Raw genomic sequence first — 22,857 nt, forward strand, 5'->3', positions numbered from 1 at the left:
TACGATATAAAGTTTTAGGTTGATTTAACCTAAATCATTTGTAGTACGTCGATTATAATTTATTTGTATCCAAAGATGTCCTATTTTTGTTTAGCATTATCTATTTTTTAATGTCAATTTGACTAAATCAAGTACCACATGTCAAACCACAATATTTTAACCCTTGACAGTCTGTCATTGCAGGAATTCGATGAACAAACCGATTTAATTCCGCTTTTAACGCCAGAAGACGAAGAGGAAATGAATAAGGAAGAATTACCCAATTCATTACCCATTTTGCCTTTAAGAAACACCGTTTTATTTCCCGGAGTAGTAATTCCAATTACCGCCGGAAGAGACAAATCCATCAAACTAATTAATGATGCCAATGCCGGAAATAAAATTATTGGAGTAGTAGCACAAAAGAATGAAGATGACGAAGATCCAACCAAAAATGATATTCATACCGTTGGAACAGTAGCCCGAATTCTAAGGGTTTTAAAAATGCCTGATGGTAATATTACTGTTATTTTACAAGGGAAAAAGCGTTTTGAAATCGATACGGTAACTGCTGAAAGTCCGTATTTAAAGGCTACCATCAAAGAAGTAGAAGAAAAGCGTCCGACCAAAAAAGATACTGAATTCCAAGCTATTGTAGATTCGATTAGAGAATTGGCTATCGAGATAATTAAGGAAAGCCCGAATATACCAACTGAAGCGACATTCGCCATAAAAAACATAGAAAGTCAATCTTTCTTAATTAATTTTGTTTCTTCCAACATGAACCTTACGGTTAAGGAAAAGCAGGATTTGTTAATGATTAATGTTTTAAAAGATAGAGCTCTGGAAACGCTACGTTACATGAATGTTGAGTTACAGAAGTTGGAATTGAAAAACGACATTCAGTCTAAAGTACGTTTCGATTTAGACCAACAACAACGCGAATATTTCTTGCAACAACAAATGAAAACCATTCAGGAAGAATTGGGTGGCGTTTCGTATGAGCAGGAAATCGAAGAAATGCGTATCAAAGCCAAAACCAAAACTTGGGACGAAAAAACCGCCAAGCATTTTGAGAAAGAAATCTCTAAAATGCAACGGATGAATCCACAAGCGCCCGATTTTGGTATCCAAAGAAATTACTTAGAGCTGTTTTTAGAATTGCCGTGGAATCATTTTTCCAAAGACAATTTCGACTTAAAACGCGCTCAGAAAATACTAGACCGTGACCATTTTGGTTTAGAAGATGTCAAAAAAAGAATCATTGAGCATTTGGCGGTTTTGAAACTGCGAAACGATATGAAGTCGCCAATCATTTGTTTAACCGGACCTCCGGGAGTGGGAAAAACTTCCATCGGAAAATCTATTGCGGAAGCTTTAGGCAGAGAATATGTTCGTATTTCTTTAGGCGGTTTGCGTGACGAAGCCGAAATCCGTGGACACCGTAAAACCTATATAGGCGCAATGCCGGGAAGAATTATCCAAAGTTTGAAAAAAGCAGGAACTTCCAATCCGGTGTTTGTTTTGGATGAAATCGATAAGTTGTCAAACAGTCACCAAGGCGATCCGTCTTCGGCTTTGTTAGAGGTTTTAGATCCGGAACAAAACAACGAGTTCTATGACAATTTCCTTGAAATGGGTTACGACTTGTCTAAAGTAATGTTCATCGCAACCTCCAACAATATGTCAGCCATTCAACCGGCGTTGAAAGACAGAATGGAAGTCATCAAAATGACCGGTTATACCATTGAAGAAAAAACCGAAATCGCTCGCCAACATTTGTTACCTAAACAATTAAAAGAACACGGTTTAACCACCAAAGATTTGTCTATTGGCAAAAAGCAATTAGAAAAAATTGTTGAAGGTTATACCCGAGAATCCGGTGTTCGTAGTTTGGAAGCCAAAATCGCTCAGGTAATTAGAAATGCCGCCAAATCAGTAGCGATGGAAGAAGAATACAACAAAAAAGTAACCGATGAAGATATCGTGTCTATCCTTGGTGCACCAAAATTAGCCCGAGATAAATCAGAAAGCAATGATGTAGCCGGAGTAGTGACAGGATTGGCTTGGACTTCAGTTGGTGGCGATATTTTATTCATCGAATCGCTAATTTCTGCCGGAAAAGGAACGTTAACCTTGACCGGAAATTTAGGAACGGTAATGAAAGAATCGGCGACGATTGCTTTAGAATATATCAAAGCTAACGCAGAGATTTTTGGGCTCGACCCGGAAATGATAGGCAAATATAACATTCACTTACACGTTCCGGAAGGTGCAACGCCAAAAGACGGACCAAGCGCCGGAATTGCCATGTTGACTTCTTTAGTATCATTATATACACAAAAGAAAGTGAAGAAAAACTTAGCCATGACCGGGGAAATTACGCTTCGTGGGAAAGTATTACCGGTTGGCGGTATTAAAGAAAAAATATTGGCAGCCAAAAGAGCCAACATTAAAGAGATTATTTTGTGTAATGAAAACAAAAGTGACATCGATGAAATCAAACCCGAATATATCGAAGGTTTGACATTTCATTACGTAAAAGAAATGAGTGAAGTAATTGATTGTGCTTTGACCAGTCAAAAAGTAAAAAATGCTAAAACGCTGAAATAATAATTCATAATAAAAGGTTGAAAAGGCATGAGCAAAATATCGCTGATGCCTTTTTTTATTAACTTTTTTCCTCCGATATAAAATAATATCTTCGCATTTCCGTTATAGTGTATAGCCATAAGTCTCTTTTAATGTTTAGAACAACAATCTGTATTGCATTTTGCCTCGCCAATTTAGTCTCTTTCGGACAAGTTGGAGGAAAGTCGGTATACCAATTTCTAAACTTAGTAACTTCCCCAAGACAAGCGGCTATTGGCGGAAAGGTGATTACTTTTTACGACCATGATGTCAATCAGGCGCATTTTAATCCGGCTTGTATCAATGGCGAAATGGACAATAAACTGTCGTTGAATTACGGTAGTTATTTTGGCGAAGTCACATACGGAACAGCTTCTTACGCTTATACTTATGACCGACATGTGCAAACGTTTTTTGGTGGCGTAAATTATGTCAACTACGGAAAATTTGACGGTTATGACGAAAATGGTCAGCAAACTTCCGACTTTACCGGAAGTGAAATTGCTTTGTCTTTTGGTTATGCTTATAACATTCCTTTTTCTGATTTTTATATTGGTGCCAATGCCAAACTGATTTCTTCTACTCTGGAAAGTTACAATTCCTTTGGAGCAGCAGTCGATATCGGCGCTTTATTTATTGATACTCGAAACGATGTCAATTGGGCGATTTCTATTAGAAATATTGGAACACAAATTACACCTTATGCTGAAACCCGAGAGAAATTGCCTTTAGAAGTTCTGATTGGCGTTTCACAATTGATGGAAAATGTACCGATTCGTTGGCACCTGACTTTGGAAAATATGCAACAATGGCAAGTGGCTTTTGCGAATCCGAATAGGGCAGAAGGCAACTTGGACGGTGGTGCAACTCCTGAAAAAGTTTCGTTTTTTAACAACGCTTTACGCCACGTGATTGTTGGTGCCGAATTGTTTCCCGAAAAAGGATTCAACATCAGAGTTGGTTATAATTTCAGACGTGCAGAAGAATTGCGTATCTTAGAGCAGCGAAATTTCTCCGGAATCTCGGTTGGTTTCGGATTGAAAGTCAATAATTTAAAATTCAATTATTCCTATTCTCGATATACTTTGGCAGCCAACACGAGTTTGTTTGGTTTGACCATCGATTTTTCAGGGAATAGGTATTAAAACATAAAACATCGTTTTGAGAAAAATTACCATTGCCATTGACGGATTTTCATCCACAGGGAAAAGCACTTTAGCCAAGCAATTGGCCAAGCATTTGGGTTATGTTTATGTCGATTCCGGTGCAATGTATCGCGCTGTGACTTTTTTTGCCATGCAAAATGGTTGTATAGGCGATGAGTTTTTCGACAAAGAAACTCTCATTAATAGCTTGCCGTTTATCAAATTGCATTTCGAGTTTAATTCGGACTTGGGTTTCGCCGAAATGTATTTGAATAATGTCAATGTTGAAAAAGAAATCAGAACTATCGAAGTGTCCGGTTTTGTCAGCAAAGTAGCTGAAGTTTCCGAAGTTCGTGCCAAATTGGTTGAACAACAGCAAGAAATGGGTAAAGGAAAAGGCATCGTTATGGATGGGCGTGACATCGGAACGGTAGTTTTTCCTAATGCTGAACTTAAAATATTCATGACTGCCAGTCCGGAAACGCGAGCGCGTCGTCGTTTTGACGAATTGCAAGCCAAAGGGCAAAACGTAACTTTTGAAGCCGTTTTAAAAAACGTCGAAGAGCGAGATCATATTGATACTCACCGAGATGATTCCCCTTTAGTCATGGCAGATGGTGCGATTAAAATTGACAATTCGGCGCTCACTCGCGAAGAACAGTTTGAGGTAGTTTTAGCCTTAGTGGAGAAAGTATCGAAATCGTTGTAAATATTTGTTTATCTCAATATAAATAGTAGATTTACGGGCTATTTTCTTTAAACCAAAAACTATTTTTATGAGTATAAAATTCAGATTGACCGTTATGAGCTTCCTCCAATTCTTTGTTTGGGGTGCATGGTTGATAACCATAGGAACTTATTGTATTAATGCTAAGGGATGGACTTTTTCAGAATTCGGTTCAATATTTTCAACCTTAGCTATTTCTTCCATATTTATGCCTGCCATTACAGGTATTATTGCAGACAAGTATATTAACGCCGAGAAGCTTTATGGAATGCTACATATTTTATATGGCTTAGTTTTGCTTTATGTTCCTTCAGTTGATGATCCAAACACGTTATTTTATGTTGTTTTGTCAGCAATGATTTTTTACATGCCAACAATTTCTCTCTCGAATTCAATAGCATACAATGTTTTAAAGAACAATAATTTTGATGTGCTCAAGTCATTTCCACCCATTAGGGTTTGGGGAACCATCGGTTTTATAATAGCCATGTGGACGACAAACCTTTCAGGAAGTAAAGACAATGCTAATCAATTTTATATAGCTTCAGTTTTTGCAATTCTCTTAGGTATTTATTCTTTTAGTTTACCTAAATGTCCGCCACAAAAATTAATAGCAAAGGATGCAACTTTAATACAAAAGCTTGGTTTGGATGCTTTCAAGTTATTAGGAACTTATAAAATGGCTTTGTTTTTTATATTTTCTATGTTTTTGGGAGCAGCTTTACAATTGACCAATATGTATGGCGATTCATTTTTATCTAATTTTGAGAATATTCCAAAATATGCGGATTCTTTTGGAGTTAAATATTCTACTGTAATATTATCAATCTCTCAGATCTCGGAAACTCTATTTATTCTAGCAATTCCATTTTTCTTAAAACGTTTTGGAATTAAACAGGTGATGTTGATATCAATGTTTGCGTGGGTATTAAGATTTGGCTTATTTGCCTATGGAAACCCGTCCGATGGATTGTGGATGATTATTATTTCTTGTATTGTTTACGGGATGGCTTTTGATTTCTTTAATATATCAGGCTCATTATTTATTGAAACAACTACAGATTCTAAAATACGTTCTTCTGCACAAGGTTTGTTTATGATGGTGACCAATGGATTTGGTGCTTACGGTGGAAGTAAATTAAGTGGAATCATCATCGATAAATATTTTGTCAATGATGGTGTAATGAATTGGCAAGATATCTGGCTTTCATTTGCCGGTTATGCTTTAGTAATTGCCATAGCCTTTGCCATTTTATTTAAACATAAACACGATCCGAACGCGGTAGCGAATGTGAGTCATTAAAATACAAGCCTTTCAATTTTGAAAGGCTTTTTTTATTCAATCGATTAATCCAAATCCCTTGGATGTTCAGGATCAACGAATTCATTTTCGTTTTTAGAAATTACTATTGCGGCGACGCCATTTCCGATAAAGTTGGTGATGGCTCGCGCTTCACTCATGAATTTGTCTACGCCTAAAAGGAAAGCCAAACCTTCCAGCGGAATTTTATGTATCGCAGTTAGGGTAGAAGCTAAGACGATAAAACCACTTCCGGTTACGCCGGCCGCGCCTTTTGACGTAATCATTAGTAATCCGATTATGGTTAGGATTTCCATAAAACTCAGCTCAACGTTATAGAGTTGAGCCAAAAAAATAATTGCCATTGAAAGATAAATCGAAGTACCGTCCAGATTGAACGAATAACCTGTTGGCACGACCAATCCTACAACTGATTTGCTACAGCCCATACTTTCTAGTTTGTTCATTAAATTGGGTAAAGCCGGTTCTGAGGATGAGGTTCCAAGTACGATTAACAATTCGGCTTTGAGGTATTTGATAAAATCCCAGATACTTATTTTGTAGTAACGAAGAATACTTCCAAGGACTAGGAATATAAAAATAGCCATGGTAACATAAACGGTCAGCATTAATTTTCCTAGCGGAATCAACGTGTGCAACCCGAATTTACCAACGGTGTAAGCCATGCCTCCGAATGCACCTAGCGGAGCCAAATACATGACGATTTTCAATGCTCTAAAAACAATTTTTGAGATTTTGTATAAAGTGGCTACAACGGTTTCTCTTTTACTATAATAGTTTAATAGAATACCGGAAATGATGGCGACTACCAAAACTTGAAGCGTAAAGTTGCTCAGGAAAAAGTCAAGCCAACTGAATTCGGTTGGAGCAGAAGTGTATTTGCTTGCATCCTGAATGTCTAAACCCGATTTGTCAATTTTTCCGGGTTGGATAATGTAAGCGGCAACAACACCAATGGCTAATGCTAAAGTAGTTACGATTTCGAAATAGATGAGTGCTTTAATTCCGATGCGCCCAACTTTTTTTAAATCGCCTATACCGGCAATGCCTAAAACAATGGTTAGGAAAATAATCGGTCCGATAAAAATTTTGACCAATTGGATAAATGAATCGCTTACGATTTTCATTTCTTGTCCGGTTTCGGGTTTGAAATGTCCGAGCAATACACCGCAAACAATAGCGATTAAGACCCAAAAGGTTAGGTTGGTTACAATGGTGAATAAGATGGATTCCCTTTTAGGCGTATCGTTTATCATGGATTTTCAGTTGGATTAAAGATACTATTTATTCAATACAAATCCCAATCTAGCCCTGATTCCTCCGGCAGTTGCTTCGCTCGTGTGCAGTGGAAATCAACTTTGTCAAATTGACAAAGTTATTGTAACGGAAAGCAGGAAAACGGAAACCAAAGATGCCCTAGCCTTTCGCTCTTGAAATTCAATCAGTCTATTCTCTATTTTCTATCCTCTATTTTCTTAGTTAATTGTTTTGTAATTAAGATTTTATGCTTACTTTTGCAGTCCTTTTGGCGAAGTAGAGTTTCCATTAGGGAGTAAACAATTTATAGCTAACACTGTTGTGTTTTCTATCGCATTAAGAAACTCGAGAAGCACAGCATACAAATTTTTTATCAGCATGTCTGAATTAAACAAAGAACAACAAGCGTTTTTAAACGAATTTAACTGGCACAATTACGCAGAAGGAATTGATGCAGTAGATCAGAAAAACTTACAAGAGTTTGAAGATTTAGTAACTAAAACTTTCATTTCTACCGATCAAGAAGAAGTAGTAGAAGGTGTGGTAGTTAGAATCACTGACAGAGACGCTATCGTTGACATTAACGCGAAATCAGAAGGAGTTATTTCTTTAAATGAGTTCCGTTACAACCCTAACTTAAAAGTGGGTGACAAAGTTGAAGTATTAATTGACGTTCGTGAGGACAAAACAGGTCAATTGGTATTATCACACAGAAAAGCAAGAACTATCAAATCATGGGATAGAGTAATTGCAGCTAACGAAACAGGTGAAATTGTTACCGGTTTTGTGAAATGCAGAACTAAAGGTGGTATGATTGTAGATGTTTTCGGAATTGAAGCATTCTTACCTGGTTCACAAATTGATGTGAAACCAATCCGTGATTATGATGTATATGTAAACAAAAACATGGAATTCAAAGTGGTAAAAATTAACCATGAATTCAAAAACGTTGTTGTTTCACACAAAGCGCTTATCGAAGCTGACATCGAAGTTCAGAAAAAAGAAATCATTGGTCAATTAGAAAAAGGACAAGTATTAGAAGGTGTGGTTAAAAACATTACTTCTTATGGTGTGTTTATTGACTTAGGTGGTGTTGATGGATTAATCCACATTACTGACCTTTCTTGGTCAAGAATCAATCACCCAAGCGAAGTACTTGAATTAGACCAAAAATTAAACGTGGTAATCCTTGATTTCGATGATGAGAAAACAAGAATTCAACTAGGTTTAAAACAATTAAACGCTCACCCATGGGATGCTTTAGACTCTAAATTAACTATTGGAGACAAAGTAAAAGGTAAAGTAGTAGTAATCGCTGATTACGGTGCATTTATCGAAGTGGCTGAAGGTGTTGAAGGTTTGATCCACGTTTCTGAAATGTCTTGGTCAACTCACTTAAGAAGTGCTCAAGATTTCGTTAAAGTGGGTGATGTAGTTGAAGCTGTTATCTTGACGCTTGACAGAGACGATAGAAAAATGTCTTTAGGCATCAAACAAATGACACAAGATCCATGGACAGATATCACGTCTAAATATCCTGTAGGTTCTAAACACACAGGTATCGTTAGAAACTTTACTAACTTCGGAATTTTCGTTGAGTTAGAAGAAGGAATCGACGGTTTAGTGTATATTTCTGATTTGTCATGGACTAAGAAAATCAAACACCCATCAGAATTTGTTAACGTAGGTGACAAATTGGATGTAGTAGTATTAGAGTTGGATGTTGACGGTCGTAAATTATCTTTAGGACACAAACAAACTACGGCTAATCCTTGGGACAAACATGAAGATGCTTTCGCTGTTGGAACTATCCACACCGGAACTATCGCTGAGATTGTTGACAAAGGTGCTACTGTAGATTTCGGAGATGATGTTGTTGCATTTATTCCAACACGTCACTTAGAAAAAGAAGATGGTAAGAAATTGAAAAAAGGTGAAGAAGCAGAATTCAAAGTAATTGAGTTCAACAAAGAATTCAAAAGAGTTGTGGCTTCACACACTGCTATTTTCAGAGAAGAAGAAGAGAAAAATGTTAAAGCGGTTGCTGAATCAGTAGCTTCTAATAACAATGCTCCGGCTTCAACTTTAGGAGATAACAATGACATTCTTGCCGGATTAAAAGCAAAAATGGAAAAAAACGAGAAAAAGAAATAATTCTTGTTTTTGAATAATAGAAAAGCCTCGAGTAATCGAGGCTTTTTTTTATAGAACTATTTTGAAGCTAATAATTTTACTTCATCCGGAGTGTAGTCATTTACAATGACATAAGTACCTATTTTGTTTATGGCCATTTCATCCAATATATCTATCAAATTTCCGTAGTTACAATTTTTGCTGGGTTTTATGATTACGATTGCGCCTCTATCATTGTCTCCTGTTACTTGTAAAATTTGCTTATTGGAACGTATCAGTTCTTTTCGGATACCATGCTTACCATAGCCAATTTTCTTTGGCTTCTCCTCAGGATATTCCAATAATCCGCGATAACTAATTATTTTGTCGTCATCATCTAAAAGTAAAGTTATCACTCTAGTCGGCCAAACACCACAACTTGTAATCCCGTCATCTGGACCGCAACCACCTTCAGGCAAACCCAAATCCATCGCCTGTGGCCTCGCCAATTCTACTGTAACCATAAAGAATATGATTAACAAAAAGGAAACACTAACCATAGCGGCTAAATCTATTCTGGGTTTTAGCTTTTTGGTTTTGAATTTTTCTTTTACAATACGGGAACTATAATTATTTTCTTCCATAATTCATTGCATTAAGTTAAACAATCGCATGATGCTTATATAATTACAACGAAAAAAACACTTAATTATTATAATACTGCCGTTGCCAAATTTCCTCGTTGAAGTTCTTACCCATCATAAAAAAGTAATAGGCAAAAACCGCAAAGATGGATTTGAAAGCAAAAAGAAATACAATCAAGGAAGCTAACGGAACCGATTTACTCAAGTTGTTTTCTGGTACCAAGAAAGCAATCATTATACTCAGAAGAATACTTGTTATGGTAAAATTGCCCAAATTTTTTATCGGTAAAACCATCAGCTTTCGCCACGGATTCATCTCGGTTCCCCATTGGTGAATTAAGTAAAAGTAATTGTTTCCAATCGGAACAAACAATAACGGATCATCATAGTTTAACAAATGAAACGCTTTGCTTGGTGCAATAATTTTAAAGCCTTCTAAGGAAGTGTTGTGTGCTTTCTCCATCATTCTGATTTTAGAAATGGCTTCTTCCGGAATTTCATTTTTGAAGATATTACTGTCTAAGAAACGCAAGCGATACTCAATACAAAGCGACTTAATTTGTTCCAAATGGAAAATTTTATCGGCTTCTAGTAAGTCAAAGTTGAGTTGATTTGGTTTTGTTGAACTTTTCTGTTGCAACTTTTGAGAAATCTGTTCACGAACCAAATCATTTTCGGTAAAAATCGATTGCACTTCTGCCAAAATTTCGGCTTCGGCTTTAAACTTTCTTCTTTTGGAAAGCAATTCTTTTTCGAGGTCTAACTTGTTTACCAACATTCTAAGAAGATATTAAATGGTTGATATTTGGTGTTTTAGAATTTCTAAATTACAAATTTATTTTTTGTTTTTCAAGTTTCCTGACTTAGAATTCGGTTCTCTACAGTTGTTAAACTTTTCAGAAAAATATAGCATTACAAAACCGAAAACGAAACTGTGGCGTAAATGAGGTCATAACTTAAAACAATTCATTTGCTATGAAAACAAAAAATTTTTTAACATCTGCCTTTTTTGCGTTGACCGTAATGATAAGCAGTGAAGCTTTGGCACAAAATGACTCGAGCGCAAGCGAACTGGCGAAGCAAAAAACTGTTACCGTAGGTGGCGCGCCAATGTATCCTTCCAAAAACATTGTTGAAAATGCTGTAAATTCTAAAGACCATACGACTTTAGTTGCCGCAGTTAAAGCAGCCGATTTGGTGGAAACCTTACAAAGTAAAGGACCATTCACCGTTTTTGCCCCAACCAACGAGGCTTTCGCCAATTTGCCAAAAGGAACTGTAGAAACTTTATTAAAACCGGAAAACAAAAAGCTATTGCAAACCATTTTAACCTATCACGTAGTAGCCGGTAAAATGAGCGCAGCCGATATTGCTACAGCCATCAAAAAAGGAAATGGTAAAGCGACTTTGAAAACGGTAAGTGGTGGAACTTTGACAGCTTGGACAAAAGGAAGTGAGGTTTACTTAACCGATGAAAATGGGAATAGCGCCAAAGTAACCATCGCTGATGTCAACCAATCTAATGGTGTGATTCATGTGATAGATGCTGTAGTGACGCCTAAATCATAATTTATACTCAATACTTCGAAAACGTTTTGTGTAAAAGAAAAGCCTCGAGATTCTCGAGGCTTTTTTGTATTTGTGAACATTGTATAAATTATCTCAAACTGGCACCAATTTCACTTTCCAAATTCTTTTGCAACTTACTCATGATTTTGTCTATTTGCTCGTCGGTTAAGGTTTTGGAATTGTCTTGTAAAGTGAAACTCACCGCATACGATTTTTTGCCTTCCGGAAGATTTTTACCTTGATACACATCAAACAAATTCACGTCTTTTAAGAGCGATTTCTCGGTTTGACGCGCAATGTTGTAAATGGCATCAAAAGCAACGGAATTATCAACTAAAAGCGCCAAATCTCTTCTTACTTCAGGATATTTCGGAATGTCTGTAAATTTGATTTTACTGCCAATTAGTTTCAAAACTAAGTTCCAATTGAAATCAGCAAAGAACACTTCTTGTTTGATATCGAAATGTTTCAAAATCGATTTTTTCACGGTACCAAATTCCACTAAAGTATCATTGCCCTGTGCTATGGCCAAACCTTCCGCAAAGACATCCGAAGTTACCGGTTTGTTTTGCACTTTGGTAATCCCTAATCTGTCCAAAATCGAAGTAACATAGCCTTTAAATAAAAAGAAATCAGAAGGTTTTTGGGCATTCGTCCAGCTTTCTTCATTTCTATTTCCGGTCACGAATAAAGTCAGGTGCTTTGGTTCGTTGTAACCGTTCAATTCTTTATGATAGGTTTTTCCTAATTCGAATAATTTCAAATCGCCATTTCTGCGGTTGATGTTATAGGAAACAGCTTCTAAACCCGAGAATAACATCGACTGACGCATTGCCGATAAATCATTACTCAACGGATTCAACATCATTACGTTGTATTCTTCTTTCAACATTTCAGATAAACCAACATAATCAGGCGTTGTCAATGAATTCGCCATCATTTCGTGGAAACCTAAACCATTCAATTGAGCGGCAACAATGTTTTGTACTTTATAATCTTCTGTTCGTGCCGAATTGGAAACCGTAGCATTCAACTTCTTCGTAAAATTGATGTTGTTGTAACCGTAAACTCTCAGGATTTCTTCAATCACATCGACTTCGCGTTGCACATCAACACGGTATGACGGAATGATTAATCCTAAACCAACATCGGAAACGCTATTGACTTTGATGTCCAAAGAAGCCAAGATTTTCTTGATGGTTTCTTTAGGTAGTTCTTGCCCGATGAGTTTTGTCGTTTTATCAAAGTTTAACAAAACCGGGAAGTCTTCAATCTTTTTAGGGTAAATGTCTACAATGTCTGAAGTGATTTCGCCACCGGCTACTTCTTTAATCAAAAGCGCAGCACGTTTCAATGCGAATTCAGTAATATTCGGGTCAATTCCTCTTTCAAAACGGAAAGAGGCATCGGTATTCAAAGCATGTCTTTTAGCTGATTTTCGGACTGAAACCGGATTAAAATAAGCACTTTCCAAGAAAATAGCATTCGTAGTTTCAGAAACACCAGAACCTTTTCCTCCAAAAACTCCGGCGATACACAATGGTCCTTTTTCGTCACAAATCATCAAATCTTCTTCGTGCAATGTTCTTTCAACATCATCCAAAGTGGTAAATTTTGTACCTGCATCGGCTGTTTGAACCACAATTTTACCGGTAATTTTAGCTGCATCAAAAGCATGAAGCGGTTGTCCTAAATCGTGTAAAATATAGTTGGTAACATCAACAATGTTGTTTTTTGGCGTAAGCCCAATCGCTTTCAAACGGTTTTGCAACCATTCCGGTGAAGGTTTTACCGTTAAGCCGGAAAGCGTAACACCGCAATATCTTGGTGCCAACTTGCTGTCCTTAACATCAACGTCAATTTTTAAAGTTCTTTTGTCAATTCTGAACGTACTTACCGAAGGCGTAATCAACTCGATATTGCTGTTTTTTTGCAACAAACTGGCACGCAAGTCACGTGCTACACCATAATGTGACATGGCATCGGCACGATTTGGGGTTAACCCAATTTCGAATACTTCATCATTTTCTATATTGAAAACTTTGGCACAAGGCGTTCCGGGTTTTAGTTTTTCGTCTAAAATCATAATACCGTCATGACTGGTTCCTAAACCTAACTCATCTTCGGCACAAATCATTCCGTGGCTTTCTTGTCCGCGGATTTTTCCTTTTTTGATTTCAAATTCAACGCCTTCCTTGTCAAATAATTTGGTTCCGATAGTAGCTACAGGTACTTTTTGTCCGGCCGCAACATTACTCGCACCACAAACAATTTGTACCGGTGTTCCTTCGCCTAAATCAACGGTAGTGATTTTCAAACGGTCGGCATCAGGATGTTTTTCGCAAGTCAATACGTGACCAACCACAACACCTTCCAGTCCGCCGCGAACCGATTGGTATTTTTCTACGACTTCTACTTCTAAACCCAAATCGGTTAAGATGGCAGCCGTTTCTTCTGATTTTAAATCTATTTTAATGAATTGTTTTAACCAATTGTAAGAGATTCTCATGATTGTGCTTTAAGGGTGCAAATATAGTTATTGCGGATGAGAGATAAAACAAAATTGTGTCGTTTATCGATGATGTTTTTAACCCCAATTCTGCATTAGCATTAATTAACCGCAGATTCGCAAATTTAATGGAATAATTTGCGAATTTGCGGTAAAAAAAATTTAAAATAGTGGATTTAAAAAGAAATTTTCACAAGATTTCCTCTACGTGGCGTTTGATGTTTTCCGCAATTTTACCCGTTGGTAAATCATTGGCATCAGTTCCAAACGGATCTTCAATTTCCTCGGCAATCAATTCTAAAGAAGCCAAAACATAAAAGATAAAAACCACTACAGGAATAACATAATATCCCAAGTTAAATACATAACCAAAAGGCAAAGTCATCACATAAAAGAAAATGAATTTCTTGATAAAGGCACTGTAAGAATAGGGAATAGGCGTGTTTTTGATGCGCTCGCAAGCACCACAAACATCGGTAAATGATTGCAGTTCGGCATTCATAATAATCAGTTGATCACCTGAAATTTTACCGGCTTGATGCAAATCGTGTATCTTTTGAAACATCACTTGCGCCACTTGATTGGGTTTGTGTTTTTGGTGGTTGATTTTTAATTCGACGTCTTCAAATAAAATTTGGCCCACTTCTTCGTTGCTCAAGTGTTTGGATAAAATCGAAGCATAAGTCGGAATCAAAAAACGCAGGTACTTTTTATCGTGTTCGTCTTTCAATATCGCTGAAAGTTTGATGGCTAAATTCCGACTGTTATTCACCAATGAACCCCAAAGTTTACGACCTTCCCACCAACGGTCGTAGGCAGTATTGGTTCGGTATGCCAACAACAACGAAATGACAAAACCCAACATACCGTGCATGATAGAGATGTTTTTCACATGACTGGTTTGTGATAATTTCCAATATTCAACTTCCAAATAGCAAATGCCACCTGAATACAATCCGATGAAAATCATCATGGGAAATAATTGTCTGAAGGTATCTGATTTGTGAAATCGAAAAATAAAAGTAATCCAGTCTTTCGGGTCGTATTTTACCATTTTGTATTGTAATTTGAGCTCAAAAATACATTAAAAACTCAAACTTCCGGCCAATTCTTTTAAGGTGATTTCATTAATTTTGGTCATGTACATTGCATTGCTGTAACGCACTTTAGCGTCCAGAAAATTCTGTTGTGCCGTTCTGAATTCGATAGGGGTAATGGTTCCGATTTTGAATTTTGACATCGTAATGTCTAAATTTTGCTCGGCTATGTCTAAGTTTTTGGCTTCTACTTTGGTCAGCTCTAAATTGGTTACATAACTTGTAAAAGCGGCATTTAATTGACTTTCCAAACTTCTTTTTTGTTGTTCCAAAGTGATGTTGGCGTTTTCCAATTGCACTTTAGCAATTTTTTCGTTTCTATTTTGCAAACTTCCGTTGAAAATAGGAACCGAAGCATTAATCCCATAAAACATTCCGCGTCCTGAGGATTGCGTAACAAATCCCAGAGAAGCTTCTGAACGTGTAAAGTTATAGGCAGAAGTGATTCTCACGGTAGGATAACGTCCGGCTTTGACTTGTTTCAGTTCTTGTTCGGCAATGTTTTTGGTTAATATTTGTGCTTGTATTTGTGGATTTTGTTGGTCTGCGGAAGATTTGAGTTCATCAAATTTAAGTTGTTCATCAACACTAATTTCATTGGTTACGACAAAATCGGTTTGGACATCGCGGGCTAAAATTTCGTTCAAACGAATCTTAGCCGTTTTGATTAACTCAATTTGTTTCAAACGCAGACTTTTATCGGCATTCAAATCTACTTGAGCGTTTAAGACTTCCAATTTAGCAGCTTTGCCAATGCTGTAGCGGTTTTGAGCTGTTGTGACTCTTTCTTCTGAAATTACAATGGCAGTATCAATGGCCGCCAATTGTTGTTGCTGTTGGACCAAATCGAAATAGTTTATATAAATATCACTGATTCGGGTTAGTATGGCTAGTTTCAATTCGGCTTCCCCTTGCTTTTGCAAAATATTCAATTGTTCTTTTCGCGCAAACATTCTTAGGCCGTCAAAAACTGTCCAATCTAAACCAACACCATAGGTTAAATTTAAATTTCGAGCACCATCCAAGGTTCTTTCTGAACCATCAATTTGGGTTTGAGTAGTGTTTAAGATATTATTATTGTTGACTACTGAAGCACTAATGGTAGGCAGCATTCCGGCATTTCCAATGGTGTTGCCGAGTTCGTCGATCTTTAAATCATTTTTGGCCAACTTGATTTCGTAGTTGTTTTCCAAAGCTATTTTCACAGCATCTTCCAGTTTTAAAAGTTCCTGTGATTTTGCTTGTTGCGCAAAGTATAGAAGGATGAAGACGATATATAAAGATTTAATTTTCATGTTAAATATTTTGAGCATTCACGCTTTTAGTTTCTGACGATTCATATTGTTTATAAACAAAGTAATCAGTGAAAATTTGTGTTAATCTGTGGCTAAAATTATTTTTCCAAAGCTTCTAAATTGTCAAATTCAGGTCGGTGTTTCTTAGCTCTCGACCACATTAAATAGAAAGCCGGAATTACAAATAAAGTCAGAATTAAAGAGAAAACAGTTCCGCCAACAATCACAACACCCATTCCGATTCTACTGGTTGAAGCGGCACCAAGTGACAGTGCAATTGGTAACGCACCCAGAGCAATCGCCAAACTGGTCATTAAAATAGGTCGTAATCTGGCTTCAGAAGCTTGAATAATCGCCTCGTATTTCGACAAACCTTGTTCACGCAATTGATTAGCAAATTCAACGATTAGAATTCCGTTCTTGGTAACGAGTCCAATTAACATTACAGTTCCGATTTGGCTAAAAATATTCCACGTTTGACCAAACAACCAAAGCGAAAATAATGCTCCGGCAACTGCCATTGGCACGGTTAAAATAATGATAAACGGATCGATAAAACTTTCAAATTGTGCTGCCAAAATCAAATAAATTAGCAGTAAAGCCAATCCGAACGCAAATAAGGTATTCGAACTACTTTCCACGAAATCTCGAGATTCTCCTCCTAAGTCGGTAGTGAAAGAATCATCCAAGACTTTTTCTTTTATTTCATCCATCGCTTCGATTCCGTCAACCATACTTTTCCCGGGTGCTAAACCTGCAGAAACTGTCGCCGACATGTATCGATTGTTGTGAAATAATTGTGGAGGATTACTTTGCTCATCAACTTTGACCACGTTGTCTAATTGTATCAATTCACCTTTATTATTTTTGACAAACATTGAAGTTAAATCCAAAGGTTCATCTCGGTCTTTTTCATCAAATTGGCCGATGATTTGGTATTGTTTGCCATTTCGCATGAAATAACCAAAACGTTGTCCACTCAAAGAAAGTTGCAGCGTTTGCGCCACATCTAAAACTGAAATGCCTAAACTTTCTGCTTTTTCACGGTCGATGGTAACGTTAATTTCAGGTTTGTTGAATTTCAGGTTAACATCAACGTTGGAGAAAGTTTCATTTTTATTGGCTTCTTCCATAAACAATGGAATTTTTTCGCGCAATTGTTCAAAATTTGGTGCTTGAATAATATATTGTATCGGCAATCCACCACGACGGTTGACAGAAATAGTAGGTTGTTCCGAAACAGTTACTTTAGCTTGAGAGTATTTTTTGGTCCATTTGGTGAAATCGTCGGCAATTTCTTTTTGCGAACGCTCACGGTCTTCCGGATCTTTCAACGCCAATCGAACTCTTCCGGCATTGACTGAAGAAGATAAAAACCCGGGCGAAGTTATGACCAAAGCAATTTTTTTCTCCGGAACGCTGTCGTTGATTAAGTTGGACATGTCCTGCATAAAGCGATCAGTGTAATCATAAGTTGAACCTTCGGGAGTAGTTACGCCAACAACAACTAAATTTCGGTCATCATAAGGAGCAGTTTCTTTTGGTAGAATTGAGAAGAACAACCCAATTAATCCAAGACACACAATGACAATAGGGAAACTCAACCATTTTTTTTGCATAAAACTTTCCAAAGCAGAAGCATAGCCTTTGTTTAAACCTTCAAAATAAGGTTCGGTGAATGTGTAGAACTTGGTTTTCTTTTGTTTGCCTCCTTTCATCAAATACGCGTTCAACATTGGCGTAAGCGTCAACGAAACAAAAGCAGAAATCAACACAGCCGCGCCAATGACGACGCCAAATTCTCGGAACAATCGCCCGACAAAACCTTCTAAGAAAATGATAGGTAAAAAAACCGCCGCCAAAGTGATGGAAATCGAAATTACGGCAAAGAAAATTTCATTCGAGCCTTTGATGGCCGCTTCAATAGGCGACATGCCTTCTTCGACTTTTTTGAAGATGTTTTCTGTGACCACAATTCCGTCGTCAACTACTAATCCGGTGGCTAAAACAATGGCTAATAAAGTCAACACATTTATCGAGAAGCCACACAAATACATGATAAAAAACGTGGCAATCAATGAAACGGGAATATCTATCAACGGTCGGAAAGCAATAGACCAATCACGGAAAAATAAAAAGATAATCAAGATTACCAAAATGATAGAAATCATAAGGGTTTCGGCAACTTCAACTACTGATTTTTTGATGAATAGTGTGTTGTCTAAAGCGACATTAATTTGAATGTCTTTGGGTAAATCTTTTTTGAAATTGTCAAATTGTTTGTAAAATTCTTCAGCTATATCTAAATAATTGGTGCCCGGTTGCGGAATAATAGCCAAAGCTACCATCGGTTGGTCATTGGCTTTCAATTGGGTTTCAAGATTTTCCGGACCTAATTCGGCTCGACCGATATCGCTTAAGCGTACAATCTTATCGGCATTTGCAATGATAATGATGTTGTTGAATTCGGTTTCGTTGGATAAATTTCCCATGGTTTTCACCATCAATTCAGTATTGGCGCCGGTTAATTTTCCCGAAGGCAATTCGACATTTTGTTTTTCGAGTGCGGCTCTGACTTCCGAAACGGTAATGCCGTAAGCACTCAATTTTATGGGATCAATCCAAATGCGCATCGAGTATCTTTTTTGTCCCCAAATTTGAACGCTACTCACACCGGGAATCGTTTGCAAACGCTCAGCGATTACATTTTCGGCATAGTCACTTAATTCTAAAACATTTTTGGTATCACTTTGAACCGTCATCGAAATAATCGCTTCAGAATCGGCATCCGCTTTGGAAACTACCGGCGGCGCATCGATATCTTGCGGTAAGCTTCTGATGGCTTGCGATACTTTGTCACGAACATCATTGGCGGCTTCTTCTAAGTTTTTCTCTAATTTAAATTCGATAGTAATATTGCTCGAACCTTGGTTACTTGAAGAAGTAATATTTCGAATTCCGTCGATGGAATTGATGGCTTTTTCTAAAGGTTCGGTGATTTGTGATTCGATAATTTCTGCATTTGCACCAGTATAATTGGTCCGCACCGAAATTTGTGCCGGGTCAATCGAAGGAAATTCTCTTACGCCCAAATAACTGTAACCAATAATCCCAAAAAGGACAATGGTCAGGTTGATTACAATCGTAAAAACCGGTCGCTTGATACTTAAAGTGGATAAACTCATATTAATTTTTAGATTTTAGATTTCAGATTTCAGATTGGTGAATTGAAATACTAAAATTATTTAACTTTTACTTTGATGTCAGCTTCATCTTTCAACGACATTACTCCGGAAGTCAATACTGTATCACCGATTTTTAGTCCGGAAGTAACTACTATATCTTTATCGGTTCGGGTTAAAGTTTCTATTTTTACTTCTTTAGCCTTACCGTTATTGGCAATAAATACTTTTTTACCATCTTGAATCGGGACAATCGCTTCGGTTGGAATGATGATAGCGTCTTTGATGTTTTTCAAAGGCAATTCGATGTTGGCAAAAGTTCCCGGAAGTAATTTTCCACTTGAATTATCAGTCAATGCTCTGATTTGCAATGTTCGTGTTGTGGCTTCAATTGCAGGTTCTAAAGCATAAATTTTGGCAGTGAATTTGTCGGTAATGTTCGGAACTGTAAAAGAGATTTGACTGTTTTTATCTATTTCAGTGGAATATTTTTCAGGAATAGAGAAAGTAATTTTAAGCGGATTGGTATTGACTAATTTGGCAATCAAAGTCGCCGGCGTGACATAAGTTCCCGGAGAAATACTTCTTAAACCAATTTTTCCCGAAAATGGTGCTCTAACCGAAGTTTTACCAATTTGTGCTTGTATGAGTTGGGTTTGTGCTTTGGCTGTTCTGAAATCAGCGCTGGCGATGTCGTATTCTTCTTGGCTAATCGCTTCTTTTTGCAAAAGCAATTTGGCCCTTCTCTCGTTTTCAGAGGATAAACTTTCTCTGGTTTTGGCTTGTGCCAATTGCGCTCTGAGTTCTATATCATTAACCTTAAATAAAACCTGTCCTTTACTGACATTGCTTCCTTCGGTAAAAGAAATCGTTTCAACAATACCGGAAACTTCACTTCTGATTTCAATTTGTTCATTGGCTTCAATGGAACCGGAAAGCGAAATAGTGTTAGAGAAATCTTGCCCTTTTACAACGAATCCACTAATACCAATGGGTGGCTTTTTACCATTTTTATCATTCCCTTTTTCGGCTTTGTTTTTGGTGATTCGGTATGCAATCATTCCTCCCAGAGCAATGACTAAAATGGTGATGACTATATTTTTTGCTTTCATTGAAATGCGATGGGCTAAATTAGATGATAGTTGTTCCTGCAAATCTAATTCTTACCAATGAAAGCGGAGTTACAGTTAATTTTTATTTAACACTTGTAGGTACAAATATTCGTCAACTGATATAATTCCAGATGTTTTTCTTTTTCGTCAGTTCGATAAATACAGCGCGAAGTGTCTGATGCTCGGGAAGCGTCATTGAAGCATCTTTTTTTAGAAGTTTCATCGCTTCATGTCGAGCTAATAAGAGAATGTCTTTGTCTTTGACCAAATCGGCAATTTGTAAATTCAATACACCACTTTGTTGTTTGCCCATGATGTCGCCCGGACCGCGAAGTTTTAAATCGACTTCGGCTATTTCGAAACCGTCGTTGGTTTTCACCATCGTTTCTAAGCGAATTTTACTATCGCTAGACAATTTAAAAGAAGTCATCAAAATACAATAACTCTGTTCGGCACCACGACCAACACGTCCGCGCAATTGGTGCAATTGTGACAAACCAAAACGTTCGGCGCTTTCGATAATCATTACACTCGCATTGGGAATATTCACTCCAACTTCAATCACAGTTGTAGCCACCATAATATTGGTTTTGCCTTCGGCGAAGCGTTTCATTTCGGCATCTTTGTCGGCCGGTTTCATTTTGCCATGAACGATAGAAATGCTGTATTGCGGTAACGGAAAATCTCGTGAAATACTTTCGTAACCGTCCATCAAATCTTTGTAGTCCATCGTTTCACTTTCCTTGATTAAAGGATAAACGATGTAGATTTGGCGGCCTTTGGCAATTTCGTCTTTAATGAATTTCCAAACTTTCAAACGGTTGCTATCATAACGATGCACAGTTTGAATCGGTTTTCTTCCCGGAGGTAATTCGTCGATGACAGAAATGTCTAAATCGCCATACAAACTCATCGCCAAAGTTCGCGGAATCGGTGTAGCAGTCATTACTAAAACATGTGGCGGAATGTCGTTCTTTTGCCAAAGTTTGGAGCGTTGCTCGACACCAAAACGATGTTGTTCATCAATTATCGCCAAACCTAAATTGTTGAACTTGACCTTGTCTTCCAGCAAAGCGTGTGTTCCAATAAGAATATGTAAACTGCCATTTTCCAACGCTTCGTGAATAATCTTGCGTTCAGCAGTTTTAGTCGAACCGGTTAGTATTTTGATGTTGATGTTTAAATCTTTCGCTAATTCGGTTAAACCGTTGTAATGTTGGTTGGCCAAAATTTCCGTCGGTGCCATCAAACAACTTTGAAAACCGTTATCCAACGCAATTAGCATCGCCATTAAAGCGACAATCGTTTTGCCCGAACCAACATCGCCTTGTAGTAAACGATTCATTTGGGCATTCGTACCCATATCATTTCTGATTTCTTTGAGTACTTTTTTCTGCGCATTGGTCAATTCAAACGGCAAATGATTTTGGTAGAAATTATTAAAATGATCACCAACGATTGTAAATGGATGACCTTTAATTTTGTGTTTGCGCACCAAATTTTTGGTAATCAATTGTAATTGGATAAAGAAGAGTTCTTCAAACTTCAAACGGAATTGGGCTTTCGCCAAAAGATCAGGACTTTTAGGGAAATGGATATTGAATAAAGCGGCGTTTTTCGGAATCAACTTTAATTCCTCGATTAAATATTGCGGTAACGTTTCAGAAAATTGTGCTTGGGTTTCCAAAAAAACTTGTTGCATCATTTTATTCACTACCCGATTGGAAATCCCGCGATTGGTTAACGTTTCCGTTGATGGATAAACGGGTTGCATTGCCGAACGCAAGCTTTGTTCGTGTTCGTTGAGCAATTCCATTTCCGGATGCGCCATGCTGTATTGGCCGTTGAAGTTGGTTACTTTTCCGAAAATTACATAAGGTGTATTGAGTTTGAGCGTATCGCGAATCCATTTGTGACCTTGGAACCAGTTGAGTTCCATTTGCCCGGTTTCGTCCACAAAAACAGCGACTAATCTTTTTTTGGCTTTGCCGAATTCGACCGTTTTAATATTGATGATTTTGCCAATGATTTGAACTTCAGCCGGATTGTTGTTCAGTTCGTTAATTTTGTAATAACGCGTTCTGTCTATGTAACGATTCGGATAAAAATTGAGCAAATCTTCATATTTATGAATGCCAACTTCCTTGCGCAACAATTCGCCGCGTTGCGGTCCAACGCCTTTAAGGTATTCGATAGGAGTTTGGAGAAGATTGTTTGACATCGTAAGAAATTGTTAAAGCGAAGATAGTTTTTAATTTGAAGATTTGAAAATGCTTA

The 22,857-nt window shown here is 37.4% G+C and carries 15 protein-coding genes; 6 read left to right on the plus strand and 9 right to left on the minus strand.

Annotated elements, in window-relative coordinates; translation table 11 throughout:
• Nucleotides 1-138 precede the first annotated feature (138 nt).
• The 4 genes from lon (at nucleotide 139) to ACK4R1_RS08830 (ending at nucleotide 5,785) form a co-directional block, all read left to right on the plus strand.
• Complete coding sequence (gene lon / locus ACK4R1_RS08815; RefSeq protein WP_409686002.1) at nucleotides 139-2,592, plus strand: endopeptidase La; 2,454 nt, start codon at nucleotides 139-141, stop codon at nucleotides 2,590-2,592.
• Nucleotides 2,593-2,723: 131 nt separating this feature from the next.
• A complete protein-coding gene (porQ, locus tag ACK4R1_RS08820; RefSeq protein WP_409686004.1) occupies nucleotides 2,724-3,755 on the plus strand; it encodes a type IX secretion system protein PorQ in 1,032 nt (343 codons plus the stop codon).
• Between the two features lie 16 nt (nucleotides 3,756-3,771).
• Nucleotides 3,772-4,464 carry a (d)CMP kinase gene (cmk, locus tag ACK4R1_RS08825; protein ID WP_409686006.1) on the plus strand — a complete coding sequence of 231 codons (693 nt, stop codon included), beginning with the start codon at nucleotides 3,772-3,774 and terminating at the stop codon, nucleotides 4,462-4,464.
• A gap of 67 nt (nucleotides 4,465-4,531) precedes the next feature.
• Nucleotides 4,532-5,785 (plus strand): nucleoside permease, encoded by a 1,254-nt coding sequence (locus tag ACK4R1_RS08830; protein ID WP_409686008.1) that lies wholly within the window; start codon nucleotides 4,532-4,534, stop codon nucleotides 5,783-5,785.
• Nucleotides 5,786-5,829: 44 nt separating this feature from the next.
• Here the strand turns inward: ACK4R1_RS08830 and ACK4R1_RS08835 are convergent, their stop codons facing one another.
• Nucleotides 5,830-7,059 (minus strand): cation:dicarboxylate symporter family transporter, encoded by a 1,230-nt coding sequence (locus ACK4R1_RS08835; RefSeq protein ID WP_409686010.1) that lies wholly within the window; start codon nucleotides 7,057-7,059, stop codon nucleotides 5,830-5,832.
• A 379-nt stretch (nucleotides 7,060-7,438) separates the two neighbouring features.
• On the opposite strand from ACK4R1_RS08835, the gene rpsA reads away from it, so the two are divergent.
• On the plus strand, nucleotides 7,439-9,214 hold the full coding sequence (gene rpsA, locus ACK4R1_RS08840; protein ID WP_409686012.1) for a 30S ribosomal protein S1: 1,776 nt from the start codon (nucleotides 7,439-7,441) through the stop codon (nucleotides 9,212-9,214).
• A 56-nt stretch (nucleotides 9,215-9,270) separates the two neighbouring features.
• Here the strand turns inward: rpsA and ACK4R1_RS08845 are convergent, their stop codons facing one another.
• Nucleotides 9,271-9,816 carry an ExbD/TolR family protein gene (locus ACK4R1_RS08845; RefSeq protein WP_409686014.1) on the minus strand — a complete coding sequence of 182 codons (546 nt, stop codon included), beginning with the start codon at nucleotides 9,814-9,816 and terminating at the stop codon, nucleotides 9,271-9,273.
• Between the two features lie 61 nt (nucleotides 9,817-9,877).
• Nucleotides 9,878-10,594: a hypothetical protein gene (locus tag ACK4R1_RS08850; protein ID WP_409686015.1), complete on the minus strand. Its 717-nt coding sequence runs from the start codon at nucleotides 10,592-10,594 to the stop codon at nucleotides 9,878-9,880.
• Between the two features lie 197 nt (nucleotides 10,595-10,791).
• Between ACK4R1_RS08850 and ACK4R1_RS08855 the strand changes: the two genes are divergently transcribed.
• Nucleotides 10,792-11,385, plus strand: a complete 594-nt coding sequence (locus ACK4R1_RS08855) for a fasciclin domain-containing protein (protein ID WP_409686017.1) — start codon at nucleotides 10,792-10,794, stop codon at nucleotides 11,383-11,385.
• A gap of 88 nt (nucleotides 11,386-11,473) precedes the next feature.
• On the opposite strand, the gene pheT is transcribed toward ACK4R1_RS08855, so the two are convergent.
• The 6 genes from pheT to recG all read right to left on the minus strand — a co-directional run bounded on the left by pheT (nucleotide 11,474) and on the right by recG (nucleotide 22,801).
• Nucleotides 11,474-13,894, minus strand: coding sequence for a phenylalanine--tRNA ligase subunit beta (gene pheT / locus ACK4R1_RS08860; protein ID WP_409686019.1), 2,421 nt, complete (start codon nucleotides 13,892-13,894; stop codon nucleotides 11,474-11,476).
• A 190-nt stretch (nucleotides 13,895-14,084) separates the two neighbouring features.
• Nucleotides 14,085-14,948: a bestrophin family protein gene (locus ACK4R1_RS08865; RefSeq protein WP_409686021.1), complete on the minus strand. Its 864-nt coding sequence runs from the start codon at nucleotides 14,946-14,948 to the stop codon at nucleotides 14,085-14,087.
• Nucleotides 14,949-14,978: 30 nt separating this feature from the next.
• A complete protein-coding gene (locus tag ACK4R1_RS08870) occupies nucleotides 14,979-16,286 on the minus strand; it encodes a TolC family protein (protein WP_409686023.1) in 1,308 nt (435 codons plus the stop codon).
• A 98-nt stretch (nucleotides 16,287-16,384) separates the two neighbouring features.
• Complete coding sequence (locus tag ACK4R1_RS08875; RefSeq protein ID WP_409686024.1) at nucleotides 16,385-19,471, minus strand: efflux RND transporter permease subunit; 3,087 nt, start codon at nucleotides 19,469-19,471, stop codon at nucleotides 16,385-16,387.
• 56 nt (nucleotides 19,472-19,527) lie between these two features.
• The gene (locus tag ACK4R1_RS08880) at nucleotides 19,528-20,580 is read right to left on the minus strand and encodes an efflux RND transporter periplasmic adaptor subunit (protein WP_409686026.1); all 1,053 of its coding nucleotides are present in this window, start codon (nucleotides 20,578-20,580) and stop codon (nucleotides 19,528-19,530) included.
• Between the two features lie 112 nt (nucleotides 20,581-20,692).
• Nucleotides 20,693-22,801 carry an ATP-dependent DNA helicase RecG gene (gene recG, locus ACK4R1_RS08885; RefSeq protein ID WP_409686028.1) on the minus strand — a complete coding sequence of 703 codons (2,109 nt, stop codon included), beginning with the start codon at nucleotides 22,799-22,801 and terminating at the stop codon, nucleotides 20,693-20,695.
• Nucleotides 22,802-22,857 lie beyond the last annotated feature (56 nt).

It is taken from the genome of Flavobacterium sp. (genome assembly GCF_046293665.1).
Classification (GTDB): Bacteria; Bacteroidota; Bacteroidia; order Flavobacteriales; family Flavobacteriaceae; genus Flavobacterium.